Below are 19,146 nucleotides of genomic sequence, written 5' to 3'. Positions count from 1 at the left end.
ATGGGTAAAGTAAAGAAAATCCTCGCAGGTGTACTTGTAGTGGCAGTTGCCGGAAGTGGAATAACTGCAGGTCTGATGCAGCTGAAGAAGAACAGTGAGAAGACTGTAAGCGTTACTCCGGTAAGTGGATTACTTCAGGATTTTTATACACCATCCACAATGATTGACGGAACAATAACTTCCAGTGCTACACAGACTGTAAATGGTGACAAAGATTTGATCATTGACCAGATTTATGTAACAAAAGGGGATAGTGTAAAGAAGGGAGATCCGCTGATTTCCTTTGATACTACTCTGGTAGAGATGGAGTTGAACATAGCGAAATTAAAGAGACAGAAACTGGAACAGGATCTGAATAAAGCAGTGAACAGACTGAACAGTCTTCAGAATGGCGGCCCTGTAGAGGAGACGGATGCAGGAGCAGATGCAGATGATCTGAGTTCCACAACAGGAAGTAGTGACAGCACATCAGGGGATGACGACATGACTCCAGATGATACTCTGTCATCGACAGCAGATATGTCAGGAAACTATCTGGCAGCAGCAATCCATCCGCTTTTACTCTCTGCCTTTACGGATGGAGATACTTCCGACAACACATCTTCAGGCAGTGCTTCTGGTGATCAGGCATCGTCTGATAATGCGTCTGCGGATAACGGAAATGCAGATAATTCTTCGAATAGTACGATGGCAGATAATAATAGTCCGGCATACACAGATCCTTCTGCAAATGGATTTAGTGATGGAAAGAATACAGATTTTGATCCGGGAAAAAATGATACGCCGGAACCATCTCCGACACCAACGCCTGTGCTGGACGACAATACCACATATTTTAATCCATATTATACAAAGGGAGATCCGAATATCACAGATGGTGACGAGCCGTTTTACCAGAAACTGGATGCAGATTCTATCCCGTTTACCGGTACCGGTACTGAAGATGATCCCTATGTATATCTGTGCAGCAGTGCAAAAGAGAAAGTAACAGTAATGGGATCTTTCTTTAATAAGCTTGCAGGATATAGTAATGATGGAACAAAAGTTGTCCATCAGGGTGGATACTGGTATCGTCTGGAGTTTCACCAGAATGATACAATAGCAGATTATGAAGATCTGAAATCTTCCTGTACAGGCTACTATCTGGTAAATGGAAGTCTTCTGGAGAAACCGGTATATGAATTCGCAGAAGTGGAATTTACTCTTGCAGATGCATCAAAATATGATAATGTTCCGGATGATGACGGAGACGATACACCGGGAGGAGACGATGTGGAGCCAACAGGAACTCCGGTTTCCAGAGCAGATGCGATCAAATACCAGAAGAGTAAGATCGCAAGTCTGAAACTGGATCTTCAGGAGAGTGATATTAAAATCTCTCAGCTGGAAAAGAAAGCAAACAAGAAACTTATCAGCAGTAAGCTGGATGGTACAGTTGCTTCTGTTGGAGACATCGGAAGTGGAGAGACAACAGATGGTAAGGCTCTGATCAAAATAAAAAGCAGTGATGGCTTTTATGTAATAGGTTCAGTCAGTGAACTGATGCTGGATGATTTTGTAGAAGGAACAAAGCTGAACTGTACAAGTTATACCAGTGGAACCTTTGAGGCGGAAGTTGTGGATGTTTCGGAATATCCGGTAAGTGGAAATAGTTATTACGGAAACAGCAATCCGAACGTGTCCTATTATGCATTTACTGCGGTGGTGACAGATAAGACACTTCAGCTGGAGGATCAGGACTGGGTTACTATTAATTATGAAGCAACTACTTCAGAAAACAGTATGGTCATTCAAAAAGCATTTGTCAGAAGTGACAGCAGTAAGAGTTATGTATATAAAGACGATAATGGCGTCCTGAAGAAACAGGAGATTTCGGTAGGTGCTACTGTGGACAGTGGATATAGTGTGATCGTTAAAGGTGGCCTCAGCGAAGATGACCTGATCGCGTTTCCTTATGGAAAGGATATCAAAGAAGGAGCTAAGACAAAAGAAGTTACTCTGGATGAGATGTATGGATATTGATAAGAAAGGAGACATTTTATGATTGAAAATATACGCCTGGCATTTCAGGGAATATGGTCACATATGATGCGATCCTTCCTGACCATGCTTGGTATCATTATTGGTATTGCATCTATCATTGCAATTGTTTCTACGATCAAGGGAACCAGTGAGCAGATCAAAGAAGATCTGATCGGAGCCGGAACCAATACAGTAAATGTTTATCTGTATGATGGAGATAATCAGTATGACGCGGAATATGGAACTTCTTCAAATGCACCGGTTCTGACAGATGATGTTAAAGAGGAAGTCATGGATCTTGATCATGTAGAGAATGCAACATTTTATTATAACAGTACCAGTGCTTCTATTTATAATAATAACAACAGCCTGGATGGTGGAAGTGTCTATGGGATTGATGTAAATTATCTGGCTACCTGCGGATATGTGATTCAGTCGGGCCGAGGCTTCGTAAAAGATGACTATCAGAAATATAATAAAGTTGCTTTAATTGATAATAATGCAGCTGAGAACCTGTTTCCATCACAGAATCCGGTAGGACAGACGGTGGAGATCAATCAGGAGCCATATACGATTGTAGGTGTGATCCGACAGGATGAGAATTATCAGCCAACGATCAACAGTATTGATGAATATTATACTTACTATCAGTCAATCGTTGGAAGCGTTATGATCCCGGATGCCTGCTGGCCGATATCTTTTAAATTTGATGTGCCGCAGAATGTGATCGTAAAAGCTGACAGCACAGATACAATGAGTTCTGTAGGAAATTCTGTGGCAGATACATTGAATAATTCCATTACAATATCAGATACCAACAGCAAGATGAAGTATCAGGCTGAGGATATTATGAAGCAGGTTAAGAGTATGCAGAAACTCAGTGAGAGCACCAATAATCAGCTGATCTGGATTGCAAGTATTTCTCTGCTTGTAGGCGGTATCGGAGTTATGAACATCATGTTGGTTTCTGTTACAGAGCGTACCAAAGAGATTGGTCTGAAAAAGGCTATCGGGGCACGTAAAAAGACAATCCTTGGTCAGTTCCTGACAGAGGCTTCTGTACTTACCAGTATCGGAGGTATTATTGGAGTTGTGACCGGAATTGGTTTGTCGAAAGTGGTAGGAAAAGTAACCGGTTCACCTACGGCGATCAGTGTACCGTCTATCGTAATCGCTGTATTGTTTTCTACAGTGATCGGTGTTGTATTTGGATTGCTTCCTTCTGTAAAAGCAGCCAATCTGAATCCGATCGATGCGTTGCGCAGTGAATAAATAGAAAATCAGATGTCGGCAGGATAATCTGGAAAGTAGAGCCGCCTCCCGGAGTATCCTGGATGGTAATAGTACCGTGGTGGAGAGTAACAATCTCACAGGCAATACACAGTCCAAGTCCAAAATGCTGTCTGTTATTTCGTGCAGAGTCCGCTCTGTAGAAACGGCGGAAGACAGATGTCTTGGCAGAGTCCGGAATTCCGGGACCATTATCTATGACTGCGAGACAGAAACCTCTGGAATTCTGCGTAAGAGTAAGCTGAATTTTTCCATGTTCAGGTACATAACTGATGGCATTGTCCAGAAGGATTCCCAGAACCTGACTGATCCGTTCCGGGTCACAACTGCAGAGTGGGAATTCTTCATCCGGCAGTTCGACAGAGAAGTTCATATGATGCTCCTGCATCAAAGCTTCATACTTTTCATAGGTATCCAGAACCAAAGTATCCAGTTCGCAGGGAACAGGATGCATTTTTCAGGAATGATTATCCGCATTTGACAGAGAAAGCATATCGTTTACCAGAAGGGACATTCGTGTTCCTTCTTTTTCTATTACGGATAAGAAATGGGACTGTTCAGCAGGTTCAGCTTTCTTCATGGCGGAAATCCCTGACAGGATCACAGCCAGTGGAGAGCGCAGTTCATGGGAGGCAGCAGCAATAAACTCTGTCTGCGCCTGTCTGTTCTCTTCCAGCGGTGCGATCATTTTTCCGGTGAAGAACCAGGAAAAAATACTCAGTGCCAGAATAGCCAGAAATGCTGTGCCAAAGAAAGCGAGACGCTGCATTCGCAGATCATGTTCCATAGAATTTAAAGGATACAGAATAATCATACTGACAGTTCCCTGATTCTTAGGGATCAATGCTGTAGATACATAGAAATCTTTCATCTGAAAAAAGACATTCTTAGTCAGCCTGTTGACAACTCCCGGATTGGAGAGGTCAAGTCCGTGAGAAACAGCGGAATTTTCTTCAGACTTCAGGCTATATTTGGCGTTTCCGAAATCGGCAGTTCAGACCAGGCAGCTGCTCCTTGGAGGGAAAACGATTTGCTGTGGAGTGCTTTCATGTTTTATATATTTGCTGATGAAAGTATATGGAGATAGATCGAACGACAAAAATCCTGTGGATTTTTAACAGAAAAAAGATTAAAATCGTAAATATGTCAAGAAAAGTGCTTAAATTTTATGCAAAAGGTAAAAAAATATAGAAGTCCTTACAGAGGTTGTGCTATAATGAATTATCTCAAAAAGAAGTATGTATACAGGAGGAGGTTTGTGGATGGTATCATTTACTTATGTTATCAAAGATAAACTTGGAATACATGCAAGGCCTGGGCTGCTTCTTGTGCAGGAAGCCGGCAAGCTTACAAGCAATATCACTATAAATAAGGGCGCGAAGAGTGGTGATGCGAAGCGGATGTTCTGTGTTATGAATCTTGCAGTGAAGCAGGGCGACCAGATCACAGTGCAGGTGGAAGGTGAAAATGAAGCGGCAGATGCCGAAGTGATGAAAAACTTTTTGGAACATAATCTTTAATCAAGGAGAGTTGGAGTAATGAGAGTATTAGAAGGTAAGTCCGTATTTTCCGGAATCGCAATTGGTAAGATTTCTATTCAGCAGAAAGCAGATACAAGCGTAAAGCGTACAAAGGTAGAAGATCCGGAAGCAGAGATCGCACGTGTACAGGAAGCAAAAGACAAAGCAGTTGCACAGCTTCAGAAGCTGTATGACAAGGCACTTCAGGAGGTAGGAGAGTCAGGCGCAGCCATTTTTGAAGTACATCAGATGATGCTGGATGATGAGGACTATCTGGATTCTATTGACAATATTATCCGTACAGAGAATGTAAACGCAGAGTATGCAGTGGCAACTACAGGCGATAATTTCGCAGACATGTTTGCACAGATGGATGATGACTACATGAAAGCAAGAGCAGCAGACGTGAAAGATATTTCAGACCGTCTGGTTCGTGTGTTATCCGGACATGATGAAGGAGATATGGATGCAGCAGAGCCGTCTATCATTGTTGCTGAAGATCTGGCGCCGAGTGAGACTGTACAGATGGATAAGAGCAAAGTTCTCGCATTTGTTACAAGAAAAGGTTCTTCCAATTCCCATACAGCAATCCTTGCAAGAACTATGAATATTCCGGCTCTGATCAATATCGAATATGATGAGAGCATGGATGGAAAGATGGCAGTTGTGGACGGTAAGAACGGTTCTCTTATTGTAGACCCGGATGCAGATACTCTGAAGAAATATCAGGATCAGAAAGACGAAGAATTACGCCAGAGAGCAATGCTCAAAGAATTAAAAGGCAAGACAACCGAGACAAAGAGCGGACATAAGATCCATCTTTATGCAAACATCGGAAGTACAGGAGACGTTGCAAGTGTGCTGGCTAATGATGCAGAGGGTATCGGCCTTTTCAGAAGTGAGTTCATCTATCTGGAGAAAGACAACTATCCGACAGAAGAAGAACAGTTCCAGATCTATAAAGCAGTAGCACAGAACATGGCAGGAAAGAAAGTAATCATCCGTACACTGGATATCGGTGCAGACAAGCAGATTGATTACTTTGATATGGCACATGAAGAGAACCCGGCAATGGGTTACCGTGCGATCCGTATCTGTCTGGACAGACCGGAAGTATTTAAGACACAGCTTCGTGCACTGTTCAGAGCAAGCATGTACGGAAATATTTCCATCATGTACCCGATGATCATCTCTGTAACAGAAGTAAAACAGATCAAAGCGATCGTTGCAGAAGTGAAGAAAGAGCTGACAGAGCAGGGTGTGCCATTTAAAGATGACGTAGAGCAGGGTGTAATGATCGAGACACCTGCAGCAGTTATGATCAGTGATATTCTTGCAAAAGAAGTTGACTTCTTCAGTATTGGTACAAACGACTTAACACAGTACACACTGGCAATCGACCGTCAGAATGCAAAACTGGACAACATTTATGATTCCCATCACGAAGCAGTGCTCCGCATGATCCAGATGGTAATCGACAATGCTCACAAAGAAGGTATCTGGGCAGGTATCTGCGGTGAACTTGGTGCAGATACAACTATGACAGAGCGTTTCGTACAGATGGGTATCGACGAACTGTCCGTATCTCCGACATTTGTTCTTCCGGTTCGTAAGATTGTAAGAGAAATGGAGTAAAAATCTGTTTTGTTATAACTGATATAAGATAAAAAATACTCTCTTCCAGAAAGACGTGGTAAATGAAATCTGCGTTTTTCGGGAGAGAGTATCTTTGTGTGTAAAGGAAATTGCAGGATATTTTTATGAGAGATAATTTTGAAAAACTAAACCAGCTGCTGGAGCAGGAACAGTGTGAATTTACAGGGATTCCAGATGGATTTGCAGGGCAGACACCGGACAGAAAACTGCGTCTGATCTATCTGATGAATGACTGCGCAGAGAGTTTTCTGGTATTGGAAAATGCCAGGATGACAGGCTGTTATAAAAGCGGATATGAGGGACCGCTTGAAGCATCCGTAGAGAAGCAGGGAGAGGGATATGTTCTGGTGGTGCATCAGGGAGAATCTTTATTTACTGTCTTTTTTGATGATGTACTGTTTGAATGCCAGTTATATGATTATGGAAATATCGGTCATTTCTGGGTGAAGAAATACGAAAACCTCAGAGTAATGGAATATCAGATTGCGATCCTGCGTGATAAGTATGATTATCTGGGAGAAGAATTCTGCAATGAACAGGAAAAGGAACTCGCTATGCTGAGAGACTTTCCGCCGTTAAATTATCTTTTCTATCCGTCAGTGCCGGAGAAATATATTGTTCCCGTGGAAAATCCGTGGGAAGTCTCCGGAGAAGCACTGGATGTAATGAGTAAGATTGCAGAAGAAGCAGAAGACAGAAGACTGCTGAAAGCTCTGCATGAATACCGAAAGACAGGAAATGCATTAATGGCCAGGAAGATTGCGGCGATCTTTCGAAGAAGCAGTCATGTAGAAACTGTGCATCTGCTTGCAGAGAAGATCCGGCAGGCGGCGGAGGAATATCCGGTAAGAGATTTCGGCAGTGAACAGAATACATATTTGCAGGATCTGATGCAGAAAGCCCGGAAGAAAAAAGAAGAAATAGAACATTCAGGAAAACCAGAAACATATTGTATGATATATAAAGAAGAACCTTTTGTGTATGACTGTGATTCCATTTCTTTTCAGGTATGTCTGATGTCTGTAGAAAAAGGTTTTTATAACCAGAAAATTACTCTGGAATATTTCAAATAGACAGTGAATTGAGGCGTAGGATTGGAAAAAATTTATATTCTGGATTGAGATACAGGGAAAAATATGCTACACTAAATAGAGCATGTATTTTGTTACCGGGCACAAAGTGAACAGTAACTGTATTTTTATGTAGTGCAAACAGAGAAAATTATAATAACAGAATTATAATAAAGGAGACATGAATATGGGAAAAATTGCCATTGTCACAGACAGTAACAGCGGCATAACACAGGATCAGGCAAGAGAACTTGGCGTCAGCGTAATTCCAATGCCTTTTTACATTAACGAGAAGCTTTATCTTGAGGGAATCACTCTTTCACAGGAAGAATTTTACGAGAAGCTTAAGAATGACGAAACCATTTCTACATCTCAGCCAGGTCCTGCAGATGTGTGCGGACTCTGGAATACACTTCTGGAAGAGTACGATGAAGTGGTACACATTCCGATGTCAAGCGGATTGAGCGCATCCTGCGACACAGCAATGGGACTGGCTCAGGAATATGACGGAAGAGTACATGTAGTAGATAATCAGAGAATTTCTGTTACACAGAGACAGTCTGTACTGGATGCCCTTACATTAAGAGATGCCGGCAGAAACGCAGCACAGATCAAACAGGTTCTGGAAGAACAGAAGATGGATTCCAGTATCTACATTACTCTGGAGACTCTGAAATATCTTAAAAAAGGCGGAAGAATCACTCCTGCGGCAGCAGCCATCGGAACAGTCCTGAACTTAAAGCCTGTACTTCAGATCCAGGGTGAGAAGCTGGATGCATATTCCAAGACAAGAGGCAAGAAGCAGGCAAAACGTGTCATGCTGAAAGCCATGCAGAATGACTGGGAGAACCGTTTCGCAGAATATGTAAAACGCGGTGAGATGTGCCTGCAGTCTGCATATACAGGAAATGAAGAGGAAGCTCTGGAATTCAAGAAAGAGATTGCAGAAACATTCCCTGGAATTGAGATCGTGCAGAATCCGTTATCATTAAGTGTTGCATGCCATATCGGACATGGTGCGATCGCAGTTGCATGTTCAAGAAAGGTAGTAGTAGACTGAGCCAAACAAATTTGACAGATCAGGTAACAGGACGGAATTTTATCCGTCTGACTATAACAAGCAATTTGAGGAGTTAGGAAAGAATGAAGAAACTGATGGAACAGATGGCGGAAGAACTTTCCGCAGCATTTGAAAAAGCCGGATACGACCCATCCTACGGAAAAGTAACCGTATCCAACAGACCGGACCTTTGCGAATTTCAGTGCAACGGTGCCATGGCAGGAGCCAAAGCATATAAGAAAGCACCGTTTATGATCGCTGATGACGTAGTAGCATACTTAAAAGACAGCCAGGTTTTCTCTATGGCAGAAGTTGTAAAGCCAGGATTTATCAACCTGAAAGTAAAAGGTGAGTTTCTTGCAGATTACTTAAAAGAAATGGCAGCAGACGAGAAACTTTCTGTATCTGCAGCAAAAGAGCCGAAGACGATCATCATCGACTACGGCGGACCAAACGTTGCGAAACCTCTTCATGTAGGACATCTTCGTTCTGCAATCATCGGAGAGAGTATTAAGAGAATTGGTCGTTTCGTTGGACATAAAGTGATTGGTGACGTTCATCTTGGAGACTGGGGTCTGCAGATGGGTCTGATCATTACAGAGCTGAAACACAGAAAACCGGAGCTGGTTTACTTTGATGATTCCTACACAGGAGAATATCCGGAGGAAGCACCATTTACGATCAGCGAACTGGAAGAGATTTATCCATGCGCAAGCGGTAAGTCAAAAGAAGATGAAGCATACAGAAATGAAGCGCTGGAAGCAACTCATCTTCTTCAGCAGGGCAAACCGGGATACATGGCTCTCTGGAATCACATCATGAATGTATCCGTTACAGACCTGAAACGCAATTATGACAAATTAAATGTATCTTTCGACCTCTGGAAAAAAGAATCTGATGCACAGCCATACATTCCGGATATGGTTGAAGATATGAAAGAAAAAGGATTCGCCTATGTAGACCAGGGCGCACTTGTAGTAGACGTAAAAGAAGAGAACGATACAAAGGAAATTCCTCCATGTATGCTTCTGAAATCAGACGGTGCTTCTCTTTATACAACTACAGACCTTGCAACAATCGTAGAGCGTATGAAATTATTTAACCCAGATGAGATCCTGTATGTCGTAGACAAACGTCAGGAACTTCACTTCATCCAGGTATTCCGCTGCGCAAGAAAGACCGGCCTTGTAAAAGACGATACAAAGCTTTCTTTCCTTGGATTCGGAACTATGAACGGAAAAGATGGCAAACCGTTTAAGACAAGAGAGGGCGGCGTTATGCGTCTGGAAACTCTCATCAAGGATATCAACGAAGAGATGTTTACCAAGATTGTTGAGAACCGCAGCGTAAAAGATAAAGATGCAAAAGAAACAGCTGAGATCGTAGGACTTTCCGCAATCAAATATGGTGACCTTTCCAATCAGGCTACCAAGGATTATATCTTTGATATCGACAGATTTACATCATTCGAAGGAAATACAGGTCCGTACATTCTTTACACAATCGTTCGTATCAAATCCATCCTGAACCGTTTTGCGGAAGAAGGCGGTGACCTTGATGCAGGTGCGATCCTTGATCCAGTAAATGACAGCCAGAAGAACCTGATGCTCCAGCTGACAGGTTTTGGTGCAACTGTAGAGAACGCCTTCGAAGAAAAAGCACCGCACAAGATCTGCGCGTATATTTATGAAGTATCCAATGCATTCAACAGCTTTTATCATGAGACAAAAATCCTCAGCGAAGAGAACGAAGCACAGAAAGCTTCTTTCATCCAGCTGCTGAAACTCACAAAGAAAGTTCTGGAGACATGCATCGATCTTCTCGGCTTCTCCGCACCGGACAGAATGTAAGAAATAAAATACAACAATGAACTTAAGCCCTGTTTACATATATTTGTAAATGGGGCTTTTCAAAAAGAACGAAATGTGCTATTCTATATTTATCTAAATCTATTGTGATGAAATTCTTTCATCATATTTTCCATTTTTAATTGAAAAATTGAATAGGAGGTGCGCCAGTGAATTTATCTGGAACTGTATTAAAAGGGCGCTACTGTATTCTGGAGCCTGTTGGGAAAGGCGGCGGAGGGAAAGTCTATCTTGCCAGAGACCTGGAATTGGGCGTTTTGTGGGTGGTAAAAGAAATACCGGCATCCGGCAAAAGCGAGGCTCGGATGCTCCTGAAACTTTCACATCCGTCTCTGCCAAAGATGATAGATTACATAGAAGATAACCGGAAATGCTATCTTGTCATGGAATATGTCAGGGGAAAATCCCTGGGTGAATATTTAAGAGATGGAAAACGCTTTTCCGTAAATGAAATCGTTAAATATGGAATGGAGATTGCAGATGTATTCTCCTATTTTCATAATCGGAAACCGCCAGTTTATTACGGAGATCTCAAGCCTGACAATCTAATGATGGGCGAGAATGGCAGATTATATCTGATTGATCTGGGTGGTGCTGTAAATGGATATAAATATCAGCATAAAGTATGTACAGGCACAACTGGTTTTGCAGCACCGGAACAATATGAAGGTAAGATAAATGCTGCAACGGATATTTATACATTTGGAAAAACATTATCTGCTTTATGCGGAAAGAGAGATTATCTGTTATTCATCCGGAACATAGCATTATTCTGGCTTATTTTCAGATGCTGCATGAAGAAACCGGAAATGCGTTATCAGAACATGCAGATGGTACAGAAAAAACTAAGCAGGATCCACAAGAGACAAAGCCAGAGTAAAATCAAAAACATGCTGGTTTTAGCAGGGAGCAGCACTGTTTTTGCAACAATAGCTGTTTTTCTTCTATTTAGTTCTAATCTGGTATCCGGTTCCAGACCATTCAATTTCTACGAAGAATTAACAGCTGTTACAGACCTCTATTATCAGGAAGAATTTCAAAACGGCAGTAAAGCAGAGCAAGGAAAAATTTGTGCGCAGGCAGATACCAGTCTGCGGGAATTGCAAAAGCAATGTACAGAAAAAGAAGAATCCCGAAAGATCCTGCAGCTTCTGGCAGTAAACAGTGAATATCAGGAGAATTACGAAAATGCCGGGATCTACTTTGAACAGATGCTTCTCTATGATGAAACTTACAGGGCCGGATACGGTGAATATGGAATGTTCCTGTTCCGTACCGGACAAAAGGAAGCCAGTCAGACGCTATGGACGGAATATAAGTCAAAAGAAACAATGTTAGATGATACAGCCAGCAGAAATCTGAGATTATGGGAAAAGGAGATGATTAAGAGTGAAGAAAAATCATAATAGACTTTTAATTATGGTATCTGCAACTTTATGCCTTTACCTGACTTCAAGTATCTCTGCTATGCAGATGGGTGGTTTTGATATTGATGTGGGAAATGGAGAAAACAGCAGCTGGCAATGGCAGGAAGAACAGCAATGGAATCAGAGCAGTTGGGAGAATACATGGGAAAATAGCTGGCAGACTGGAGACAACACATCAGAAACTCCGGCGCAGAACGATCAGACACAAGACAATGAATATCCATATAATTCTGATACAGGAAACAGAACACAAGATAATACACAGCAATGGAATGATATACAGCAGAGCAGCACTGACTGGAATAACGGCAGTCAATGGAACAACAATTCTCAGTGGTATAATAATTCCCGGAGTAATAACGCCACTCAAAATAACAATAACACCCAGGGCAATAATAATTCTGCATGGAATCACCATTCTCAAACGGATAACAACATACAGACTACACCCCAGACAGATAAATCCAATGTTAAAACACCAGAAGAAATCTCATTAACATCAACTCCGATACCAACACCCAAGCCCAAGAAAAATCCAAAGCCAACAAAAATGCCCAAACCAACCAAAACACCAACACCTAAGCCATCAAAAAAGAAAAATAAGAAGAAACAAAATAAAGCAAAGAAAACAGAAAATAAGAATACAGATAATTCCGAAGAACTCCAGAATACAGATGCCCAATTAGACACCGTTAAATACGCACACGCAAAAGATGAGCCTGTAACATTCCAGTGTACACAAAATCCAGACAATCCCCACACCCCACAAATTCAGATAATATCCCAAGGCTCCGTTCAAATCCTATCCGTCCGTCTTAACGGAATAGAATGTCTCTGGCACTGGGAAGAAAACTGCATCATACCAGATACAGTAATAAGTGATAATACTAATAAAATAGAATTACTGGTTATTTCGCAGGGCGGAAAACTGATAAAAATGAATCCCTGGATTTTTTCCTCATAGACGCTTCAGAAAAACAATGCTATAATCTATCATATTATATCAATTTTTCTGAAACAGGAGGAACCTTATGTACAAAGTAATTTTGTTTGACTTAGATGGAACATTAACCGAATCCGGTGAGGGTATCACAAAATCTGTTCAGTATGCACTGGAGAGGATCGGCAAGCCTGAACAGGATCTTCAAAAACTGAAAGTTTTCGTAGGACCACCGCTTATGGAAATGTTTATGAAATACGCGCAGATCGACGAAGAAACTGCAAAACAGGCAGTAGAAATCTACAGAGAACGCTATTCTGTAACAGGAATTTTCGAGAATGCTGTATATCCCGGAATCGAGGACATGCTGGCGCAGTTAAAAAAGAAAGGCTATATTCTTGCAGTAGCATCCTCCAAACCGGAAGTATATGTGAGACAGATCCTGGATCATTTCGGACTTACCCAGTACTTCACAGAAATCGGCGGAAGTGAAATGGATGGAAGGAAAACCAATAAAACAGAAGTGATCGAGGATGTTCTTCAGCGCCTGCATATGGAGAATCACAGAAATCAGGTCATTATGGTCGGTGACAAAGAACACGACGTATACGGAGCCCGCAAAGCAGGTCTGGAATGCATTGCAGTTTCTTTCGGCTATGGAACAGAAGAAGAACTCAAACAGGCAGAACCTCTGAAAATCGTAGATTCTGCAGAAGAAATCGTAAATTTTTTCGCCTGAGCCCTCTGCGAAAACAAAACATTGTTTCTAAAATCTGGAGGGCAGGATATCCGGTAGGAATCCACTTTATAATCTCACAGATCGTTGCAGGAACTGCGCTGGCAGTATTTGCAAGAACCGCGGCAAACTCAGCTGAGACATATTATAATTACACGATTTTTCTTACCGGCTTAACAGGAATTCTGGCTATGATCCCGGCATTGTATTTTTATCGAAGAGATAAAGTCAGAAGAATTGCCGGCGGTCTGATCCCGGCACAGAAAAAAGTACCGCTTTCCTTACTGGAAATAATTCTTCTGCTTCTGGCAGGAGCCGGACTTGCACAGTATGGAAATTTCCTGATGGCAATTCTTCAGTCATTTATCAACAGCAGTGCCTACCAGGAAAGCATGACCAGAATTACAGAAGGAAAATCACTTCTTATGATGATTTTCTGGATGGGAATTATTGCACCTGCGGCGGAGGAAATGATCTTCCGCTGGTTAATCTATCTGCGTCTGCGTGACTGGCTGAAGATGCCGGTGGCAGCAGTGATTTCCGGGCTGATATTTGGTATCTATCACGGAAATATCGTACAGGGAATTTACGCAAGTATCCTCGGAACTGCATTTGCATGGATACTGGAAATGAGTGGAAATATTTACAGCAGTATGCTGCTCCATATGGGAGCAAACATCTGGTCACTGCTTATCTCAGAATATGCACTGGATTTGTATTCCATGAAATATGGGGTACAGATTCTCATATTGATCTATCTGATTCTGCTGATCAGTGTGGTATATTGCCTTACCCATTTCGAAAAGATGTGCAGTATAAGAAAAAAGAAAAGAATGATATAAAAATAGAGACAAGATAAAGACATCTGCAATTGTGGAATGACAGTACACATGCAGGTGTCTTTGTTATTAGAAAAAAGATTATGTTAAGGCAAAAAGAAAATAATCAGTATACGGAAATTTAGATGTACTGGAAAGAGTAAAACCTAACAGTTTGATTAGGATTCGGAAATAACCTTTTACTGAATTAAACAGAGAATATCTGTTTGACAAATAAGTATTTAGCTATTAAGTACTTGACAGATACAACAGTATTCTGTATTATGAGTGTATCAATACAACTAATACAGTAAATACACACATAAAATAAAACAACACATCATGAAACACGTAACAGAAAGGAGGAATCACCAGTGATTGTTTTGGATTATCAGGACAGGCGTCCAATCTATGAACAGGTTACAGATAAATTTCAGATCCTAATCCTGAACGGTGTCCTGCCGCCGGGATCGCAGATGCCGTCAGTAAGGCAGCTTGCCACAGAACTGTCCGTCAATCCCAACACGATCCAGCGTGCATATATGGAGCTGGAGAAACTGGGACTGATCTATCCTGTAAAAGGCAGAGGAAATTTCGTAGCAGACAGCTCTCAGGTACAGAAGATAAACAGAGAGAGCTACCGAAAAGAATTCACAGCACTGATACAGAAAGGCAGAAACACAGGATTCAACAGAGAGGAACTGGAGAAAATGCTTGCGGAAATCTTTGAAAAGGAGGACGAATCATGATAGAGATCAGAAACTGCAGTAAAGCTTTCGGAGAGATCCATGCCATTGACCATGTATCAATGGAAATCGGTGAACACCAGATTTTCGGACTGGTAGGGACCAACGGTGCAGGAAAGAGCACGCTGCTTCGAATGGCTGCCGGAGTGATAAAGCCGGACGAAGGAGAAATCCTGGTGGATCAGGAACCGGTCTATGAGAATGAAAAGATAAAACAGCAGATATTTTACATTTCAGACGGTGGATATTTTCCACAGGGATATACGGCAGCAGATCTGAAAGATTTCTACAGAGAATATTATCCGGACTTTATGACTGACCGTTACAGTAAATTAATGGACCAGTTTCATCTGGATGAGAAACGCAGGATCAGTTCCTACAGCAAGGGAATGAAGAAACAGCTTCTGGTCATTATGGGAATCAGTGCAGGGACAAAATATCTGTTATGCGATGAAACGTTCGATGGACTTGATCCGGTCATGCGTCAGGCAGTAAAGAGTCTGTTTGTGTCTGAAATCATGAATCGGGATTTTACCCCGGTGATCGCATCTCATAATATGAGAGAACTGGAGGACGTGTGTGACCATGTAGGACTCCTGCACAAAGGAGGAATTCTTTTATCCAGAGAACTGGAAGACATGAAATTCCATATCCATAAGATCCAGTGTGTACTGCCGGATCAGACAAAAGAAGAAGCACTTTTGAAAGAATTGGACGTTTTAAAGAAAGAACATCAGGGATCACTTCTGATACTTACTGCAAGAGGGACCAGAGAAGAAATACTTCAGAAAGTACAGACACAGAATCCAATATTCTGCGAAGTGATTCCATTGACACTGGAGGAGATATTTATCAGCGAAACGGAGGTGGCAGGCTATGAAGTCAAAAACATTTTCTGGTAGATCATTAAGAAGCAGCTTAAAAGGCAGTACCTGGATTCTGGTGCTGTTGTTACTGGGGTTTATGGTTGCATTTCCGGTAGCAGAACTGATGCTGATCGGAAATCAGACGGATGAAATCCACAGGATGACTTTTGCCATGATCTGTTCCTATCTGATAGTTCCAGGCTTTTTGGTTACAATGCTTGCGGCCGTTGTAAATGCCCTGAATGAATTCTGGTATCTTTTTTCCAGAGATAAGATTGATTTTTATCACAGTCTTCCGGTAACAAGAAGCAGGTTCTTTTGGGAAAAAGCAATCAGAGGTCTGGTGCTGTATCTGGTTCCATATGTGATCATGGAACTGATCACAATGGCGATCGCAGTCAGCAAAGGACATGGTAGTCATCTGATCACGGCAGCGGGGAAAATGTTTCTGGAACATTTGCTTATGTATCTGCTGCTGTATTTCGGAGCAGTGTTGGCACTGGCAATTGCGGGAAATGTTCTGGCAGGTATTCTGTCATTATGCTGTGTTTTCCTTTACGGACCGGTACTGGGCATTCTTTTATGGGTGCTGGAAATGATGTATTTCAGAACGAATATGGGACTTAAAGAGGGAATGGCAGAAAAGATATCTGTTTTTCTTTCACCTGTATCTATTTCCGTGGCATTGCGGACTTATTCAGGACAAAAGAATTTCTGGATCATTATAGTGGGCGGGATATTGCTTCTGATTGTTCTGGCAGTATGTGCATATCTGGCATATACAAAGCGTCCAGCTGAGAAAACAGGAAAATCTTTTGTTTACGGATTTCTGGAACCAATCCTTTTGTTTATGGTCGTAATCCCTGCTGCTCTGGCAATTGGAACGATGTTTGCGCTGATCGGACCAGAAGAGAACAGGACTGGCTGGTGGATATTCGGGCTTGTGCTGGGGACAGTTGTATTTTATGGAATTTTGCAGGTTATTTTTGCAATGGATTTCCGTAAAATGGCAGCACATAAGCTGCAGCTTCTGCTTTTGGGAATATGTGTAGCTGTCAGTGCCTGGATATTACACACAGATGCCATCGGATATGATACAAGAATTCCGACAATGGCAAAAACTGAGGGAATCAGTCTGAATCTGGAGTGGATAGGAACTGAGAGTGTGAATGAACCGCAGATGGAAGTGAGTTCTGGTTCATATAAACTGGACAGACTCTTTTATTTCATGGGCGGAAATTATGGCAGATGGACAGATGCAGGAATGTCAGATAAAATCTATGAAGTGTTAAAAGAAATTGCGTCTTATCAGAACAGTAAGGAATGCAGCGGAACAGAAATAGGAGTTCAGTTTAAAAAGAAGAGCGGTTTCGATATTACCAGACAATATATAGTGACAGCGGAGCAGCTTGGCAGACTGCTGGAAGCATGCTATGAGCAGGGAACATTAAAAGATAATAAATATGATATTCTGGAAAAGTACAGACAGAAAGTGTCTTTTATAACAGTAGATCCTTTAAATGAATTAGATGATCAGTACTCTGTAACATTGGAAAAATCTGACAGTCAGAAGCTGCTGGATCTGCTGAAACAGGATATAGCAGAAGCCTCACCGCAGGAACTTATAGGAATCCCGTGTGGACAGATGGAGCTTTACGCTACTTCCTATGCAGATATGGATGAGCATATTGCACCGGAATCCTATGCAGAAGTAGGAAGATATATTTTCCCGACATTTAAGCGGACACTTGTTTTCCTGAAAGAAAAAGGTTATGCTTTTGTTATGGAAAAAGAAAATCTGAAACAGTACGATTATTCAGTGACATATAATGCAGAAGAAATGGATGTCACAGATCCTGAACAGAAAGAAGAATTAGCCCAGAGCCTGATCCGTGAATGGGAGTGTCCGGCATGGCTGGAAACGGAGGCGGGTGTGAGTGTGAAAGTGGCTCTGAACAGTACAGAGTCTGCCGGAGAATCGCTAAACGGAATAGAGTTTGCTGTACTGAAAGCGAAAGAGCCGGAATTTATAAAGAAAATAGTAGAAACTGGCGAGGAAGAAGAATGAAGAAAGCAGTTCGTCTGGACAAGTTCCTGGCAGATGCAGGAGCAGGAACCAGAAGTGAGGTAAAAAAATATATTCAAAAAGGAAAGGTCCAGGTCAATGGTGTACCTGCAAAGAAATCGGAGATCAAGGTCAGTGAAGAGGATGAAGTAGTTCTGGACGGAAACAGAATTTCCCAGGCACCGGAATTTGTCTATTATCTTCTGCACAAACCGGCAGGGTATGTTAGTGCCACAGAAGATAAGCGGGACAAAACAGTGATGAAACTTGTAGCATCAGACAGAAAAGGCCTGTTTCCGGTGGGAAGACTGGACAAAGATACGGAAGGACTGCTTCTGATCACAGACGACGGAGCACTGGCGCATGAATTGCTTTCTCCAAAGAAACATGTGGACAAGACCTATTATGCGGTTACAGACGGATGTATGACCAAAGAGGATGTGCAGCGCTTCGCAGATGGTCTGGAAATCGGAGAAAAAAATCCCACAATGCCGGCAAAACTGGAGATCCTCAGTACAAGAAAAGTTGAAGAGACAGAACTGGAACAGTACCCGTCAGGATGGTCATCAGAAATTCAGCTTACGATCAAAGAGGGGAAATTCCATCAGGTCAAGCGAATGACAGAAGCAGTAGGAAAGAAAGTCGTCTATCTGAAACGAATTTCCATGGGAGTATTGACATTGCCGGATGATCTCAAAAGAGGCGAATGCCGACAGTTGACTGCAGAAGAAGAAAAGAGATTAAAAGAAAGTGTTGTCACAAAATAAGTAAAATTGTAAGAATACATGGTTGATTGTCCGCTGATATAATGGACATTATAACATGTGTCGGTAAAGTGCAGGAAACTGAGTTTGTCAGAAGCAGATCAGAACCTGGAAGAAACTGTAAAAATAATAAAAAATTTGCAAAAAACCCTCTTTACATGGAGGGTTTTTGTATGCTATACTACAGAAGTTGCGAGTCATGCGCATCTATTGCGTATGCAAAAATATACACGTTCGGAGATTCCCGTGGATGGTGCCCTGCGGTGTGAGGCTGGGTCCCCAGGAAAGAGAACCGGGC

General features: G+C 42.0%; 17 protein-coding genes. 15 read left to right on the top strand and 2 right to left on the bottom strand.

The genetic code is table 11. The features are described from left to right. Together KQI87_RS04515 and KQI87_RS04510 are read left to right on the top strand one after the other, a co-directional pair. Nucleotides 1-2,022: an HlyD family secretion protein gene (locus tag KQI87_RS04515; protein WP_216459070.1), complete on the top strand. Its 2,022-nt coding sequence runs from the start codon at nt 1-3 to the stop codon at nt 2,020-2,022. An 18-nt stretch (nt 2,023-2,040) separates the two neighbouring features. Further along, on the top strand, nt 2,041-3,294 hold the full coding sequence (locus tag KQI87_RS04510) for an ABC transporter permease (RefSeq protein WP_216459069.1): 1,254 nt from the start codon (nt 2,041-2,043) through the stop codon (nt 3,292-3,294). Here KQI87_RS04510 and KQI87_RS04505 read toward each other — a convergent pair. Together KQI87_RS04505 and KQI87_RS04500 are read right to left on the bottom strand one after the other, a co-directional pair. Continuing rightward, complete coding sequence (locus tag KQI87_RS04505; RefSeq protein WP_216459068.1) at nt 3,209-3,766, bottom strand: sensor histidine kinase; 558 nt, start codon at nt 3,764-3,766, stop codon at nt 3,209-3,211. The genes KQI87_RS04510 and KQI87_RS04505 overlap by 86 nt on opposite strands. A 3-nt stretch (nt 3,767-3,769) precedes the next feature. Next, nucleotides 3,770-4,183 (bottom strand): sensor histidine kinase, encoded by a 414-nt coding sequence (locus KQI87_RS04500; protein WP_216459067.1) that lies wholly within the window; start codon nt 4,181-4,183, stop codon nt 3,770-3,772. A 391-nt stretch (nt 4,184-4,574) separates the two neighbouring features. Between KQI87_RS04500 and KQI87_RS04495 the strand changes: the two genes are divergently transcribed. The 13 genes from KQI87_RS04495 to KQI87_RS04435 all read left to right on the top strand — a co-directional run bounded on the left by KQI87_RS04495 (nt 4,575) and on the right by KQI87_RS04435 (nt 18,851). Beyond that, complete coding sequence (locus KQI87_RS04495; protein ID WP_216459066.1) at nt 4,575-4,832, top strand: HPr family phosphocarrier protein; 258 nt, start codon at nt 4,575-4,577, stop codon at nt 4,830-4,832. 18 nt (nt 4,833-4,850) lie between these two features. After that, a complete protein-coding gene (gene ptsP / locus KQI87_RS04490) occupies nt 4,851-6,467 on the top strand; it encodes a phosphoenolpyruvate--protein phosphotransferase (protein WP_216459065.1) in 1,617 nt (538 codons plus the stop codon). A gap of 125 nt (nt 6,468-6,592) precedes the next feature. Next, nucleotides 6,593-7,561 carry a DUF3878 family protein gene (locus KQI87_RS04485; protein ID WP_216459064.1) on the top strand — a complete coding sequence of 323 codons (969 nt, stop codon included), beginning with the start codon at nt 6,593-6,595 and terminating at the stop codon, nt 7,559-7,561. A 184-nt stretch (nt 7,562-7,745) separates the two neighbouring features. Continuing rightward, a complete protein-coding gene (locus KQI87_RS04480) occupies nt 7,746-8,618 on the top strand; it encodes a DegV family protein (RefSeq protein WP_216459063.1) in 873 nt (290 codons plus the stop codon). Between the two features lie 83 nt (nt 8,619-8,701). Next, on the top strand, nt 8,702-10,468 hold the full coding sequence (gene argS, locus KQI87_RS04475) for an arginine--tRNA ligase (protein WP_216459062.1): 1,767 nt from the start codon (nt 8,702-8,704) through the stop codon (nt 10,466-10,468). Between the two features lie 167 nt (nt 10,469-10,635). Continuing rightward, nucleotides 10,636-11,892 (top strand): serine/threonine protein kinase, encoded by a 1,257-nt coding sequence (locus tag KQI87_RS04470; protein ID WP_216459061.1) that lies wholly within the window; start codon nt 10,636-10,638, stop codon nt 11,890-11,892. After that, a complete protein-coding gene (locus tag KQI87_RS04465) occupies nt 11,876-12,877 on the top strand; it encodes a hypothetical protein (RefSeq protein ID WP_216459060.1) in 1,002 nt (333 codons plus the stop codon). The genes KQI87_RS04470 and KQI87_RS04465 overlap by 17 nt, the downstream gene beginning before the upstream one ends. 67 nt (nt 12,878-12,944) lie before the next feature. After that, nucleotides 12,945-13,592, top strand: a complete 648-nt coding sequence (locus KQI87_RS04460) for an HAD family hydrolase (RefSeq protein WP_216459059.1) — start codon at nt 12,945-12,947, stop codon at nt 13,590-13,592. Nucleotides 13,593-13,780: 188 nt separating this feature from the next. Continuing rightward, nucleotides 13,781-14,431 carry a CPBP family intramembrane glutamic endopeptidase gene (locus tag KQI87_RS04455; RefSeq protein WP_173681227.1) on the top strand — a complete coding sequence of 217 codons (651 nt, stop codon included), beginning with the start codon at nt 13,781-13,783 and terminating at the stop codon, nt 14,429-14,431. Nucleotides 14,432-14,781: 350 nt separating this feature from the next. Further along, a complete protein-coding gene (locus KQI87_RS04450; protein ID WP_019162114.1) occupies nt 14,782-15,156 on the top strand; it encodes a GntR family transcriptional regulator in 375 nt (124 codons plus the stop codon). Next, complete coding sequence (locus tag KQI87_RS04445; protein ID WP_216459058.1) at nt 15,153-16,055, top strand: ABC transporter ATP-binding protein; 903 nt, start codon at nt 15,153-15,155, stop codon at nt 16,053-16,055. Before KQI87_RS04450 ends, KQI87_RS04445 begins: the two co-directional genes overlap by 4 nt. Further along, nucleotides 16,030-18,087: a DUF6449 domain-containing protein gene (locus KQI87_RS04440; RefSeq protein ID WP_216459057.1), complete on the top strand. Its 2,058-nt coding sequence runs from the start codon at nt 16,030-16,032 to the stop codon at nt 18,085-18,087. Before KQI87_RS04445 ends, KQI87_RS04440 begins: the two co-directional genes overlap by 26 nt. Then, nucleotides 18,084-18,851, top strand: a complete 768-nt coding sequence (locus tag KQI87_RS04435) for a pseudouridine synthase (RefSeq protein ID WP_216459056.1) — start codon at nt 18,084-18,086, stop codon at nt 18,849-18,851. Before KQI87_RS04440 ends, KQI87_RS04435 begins: the two co-directional genes overlap by 4 nt. Nucleotides 18,852-19,146: the final 295 nt, after the last annotated feature.

Origin of the sequence: Blautia sp. MSJ-9 (genome assembly GCF_018919065.1) — a bacterium.
In the GTDB taxonomy this organism is placed as follows: Bacteria; Bacillota; Clostridia; order Lachnospirales; family Lachnospiraceae; genus Blautia_A.
This window is presented reverse-complemented; position numbering and strand designations above follow the sequence as displayed.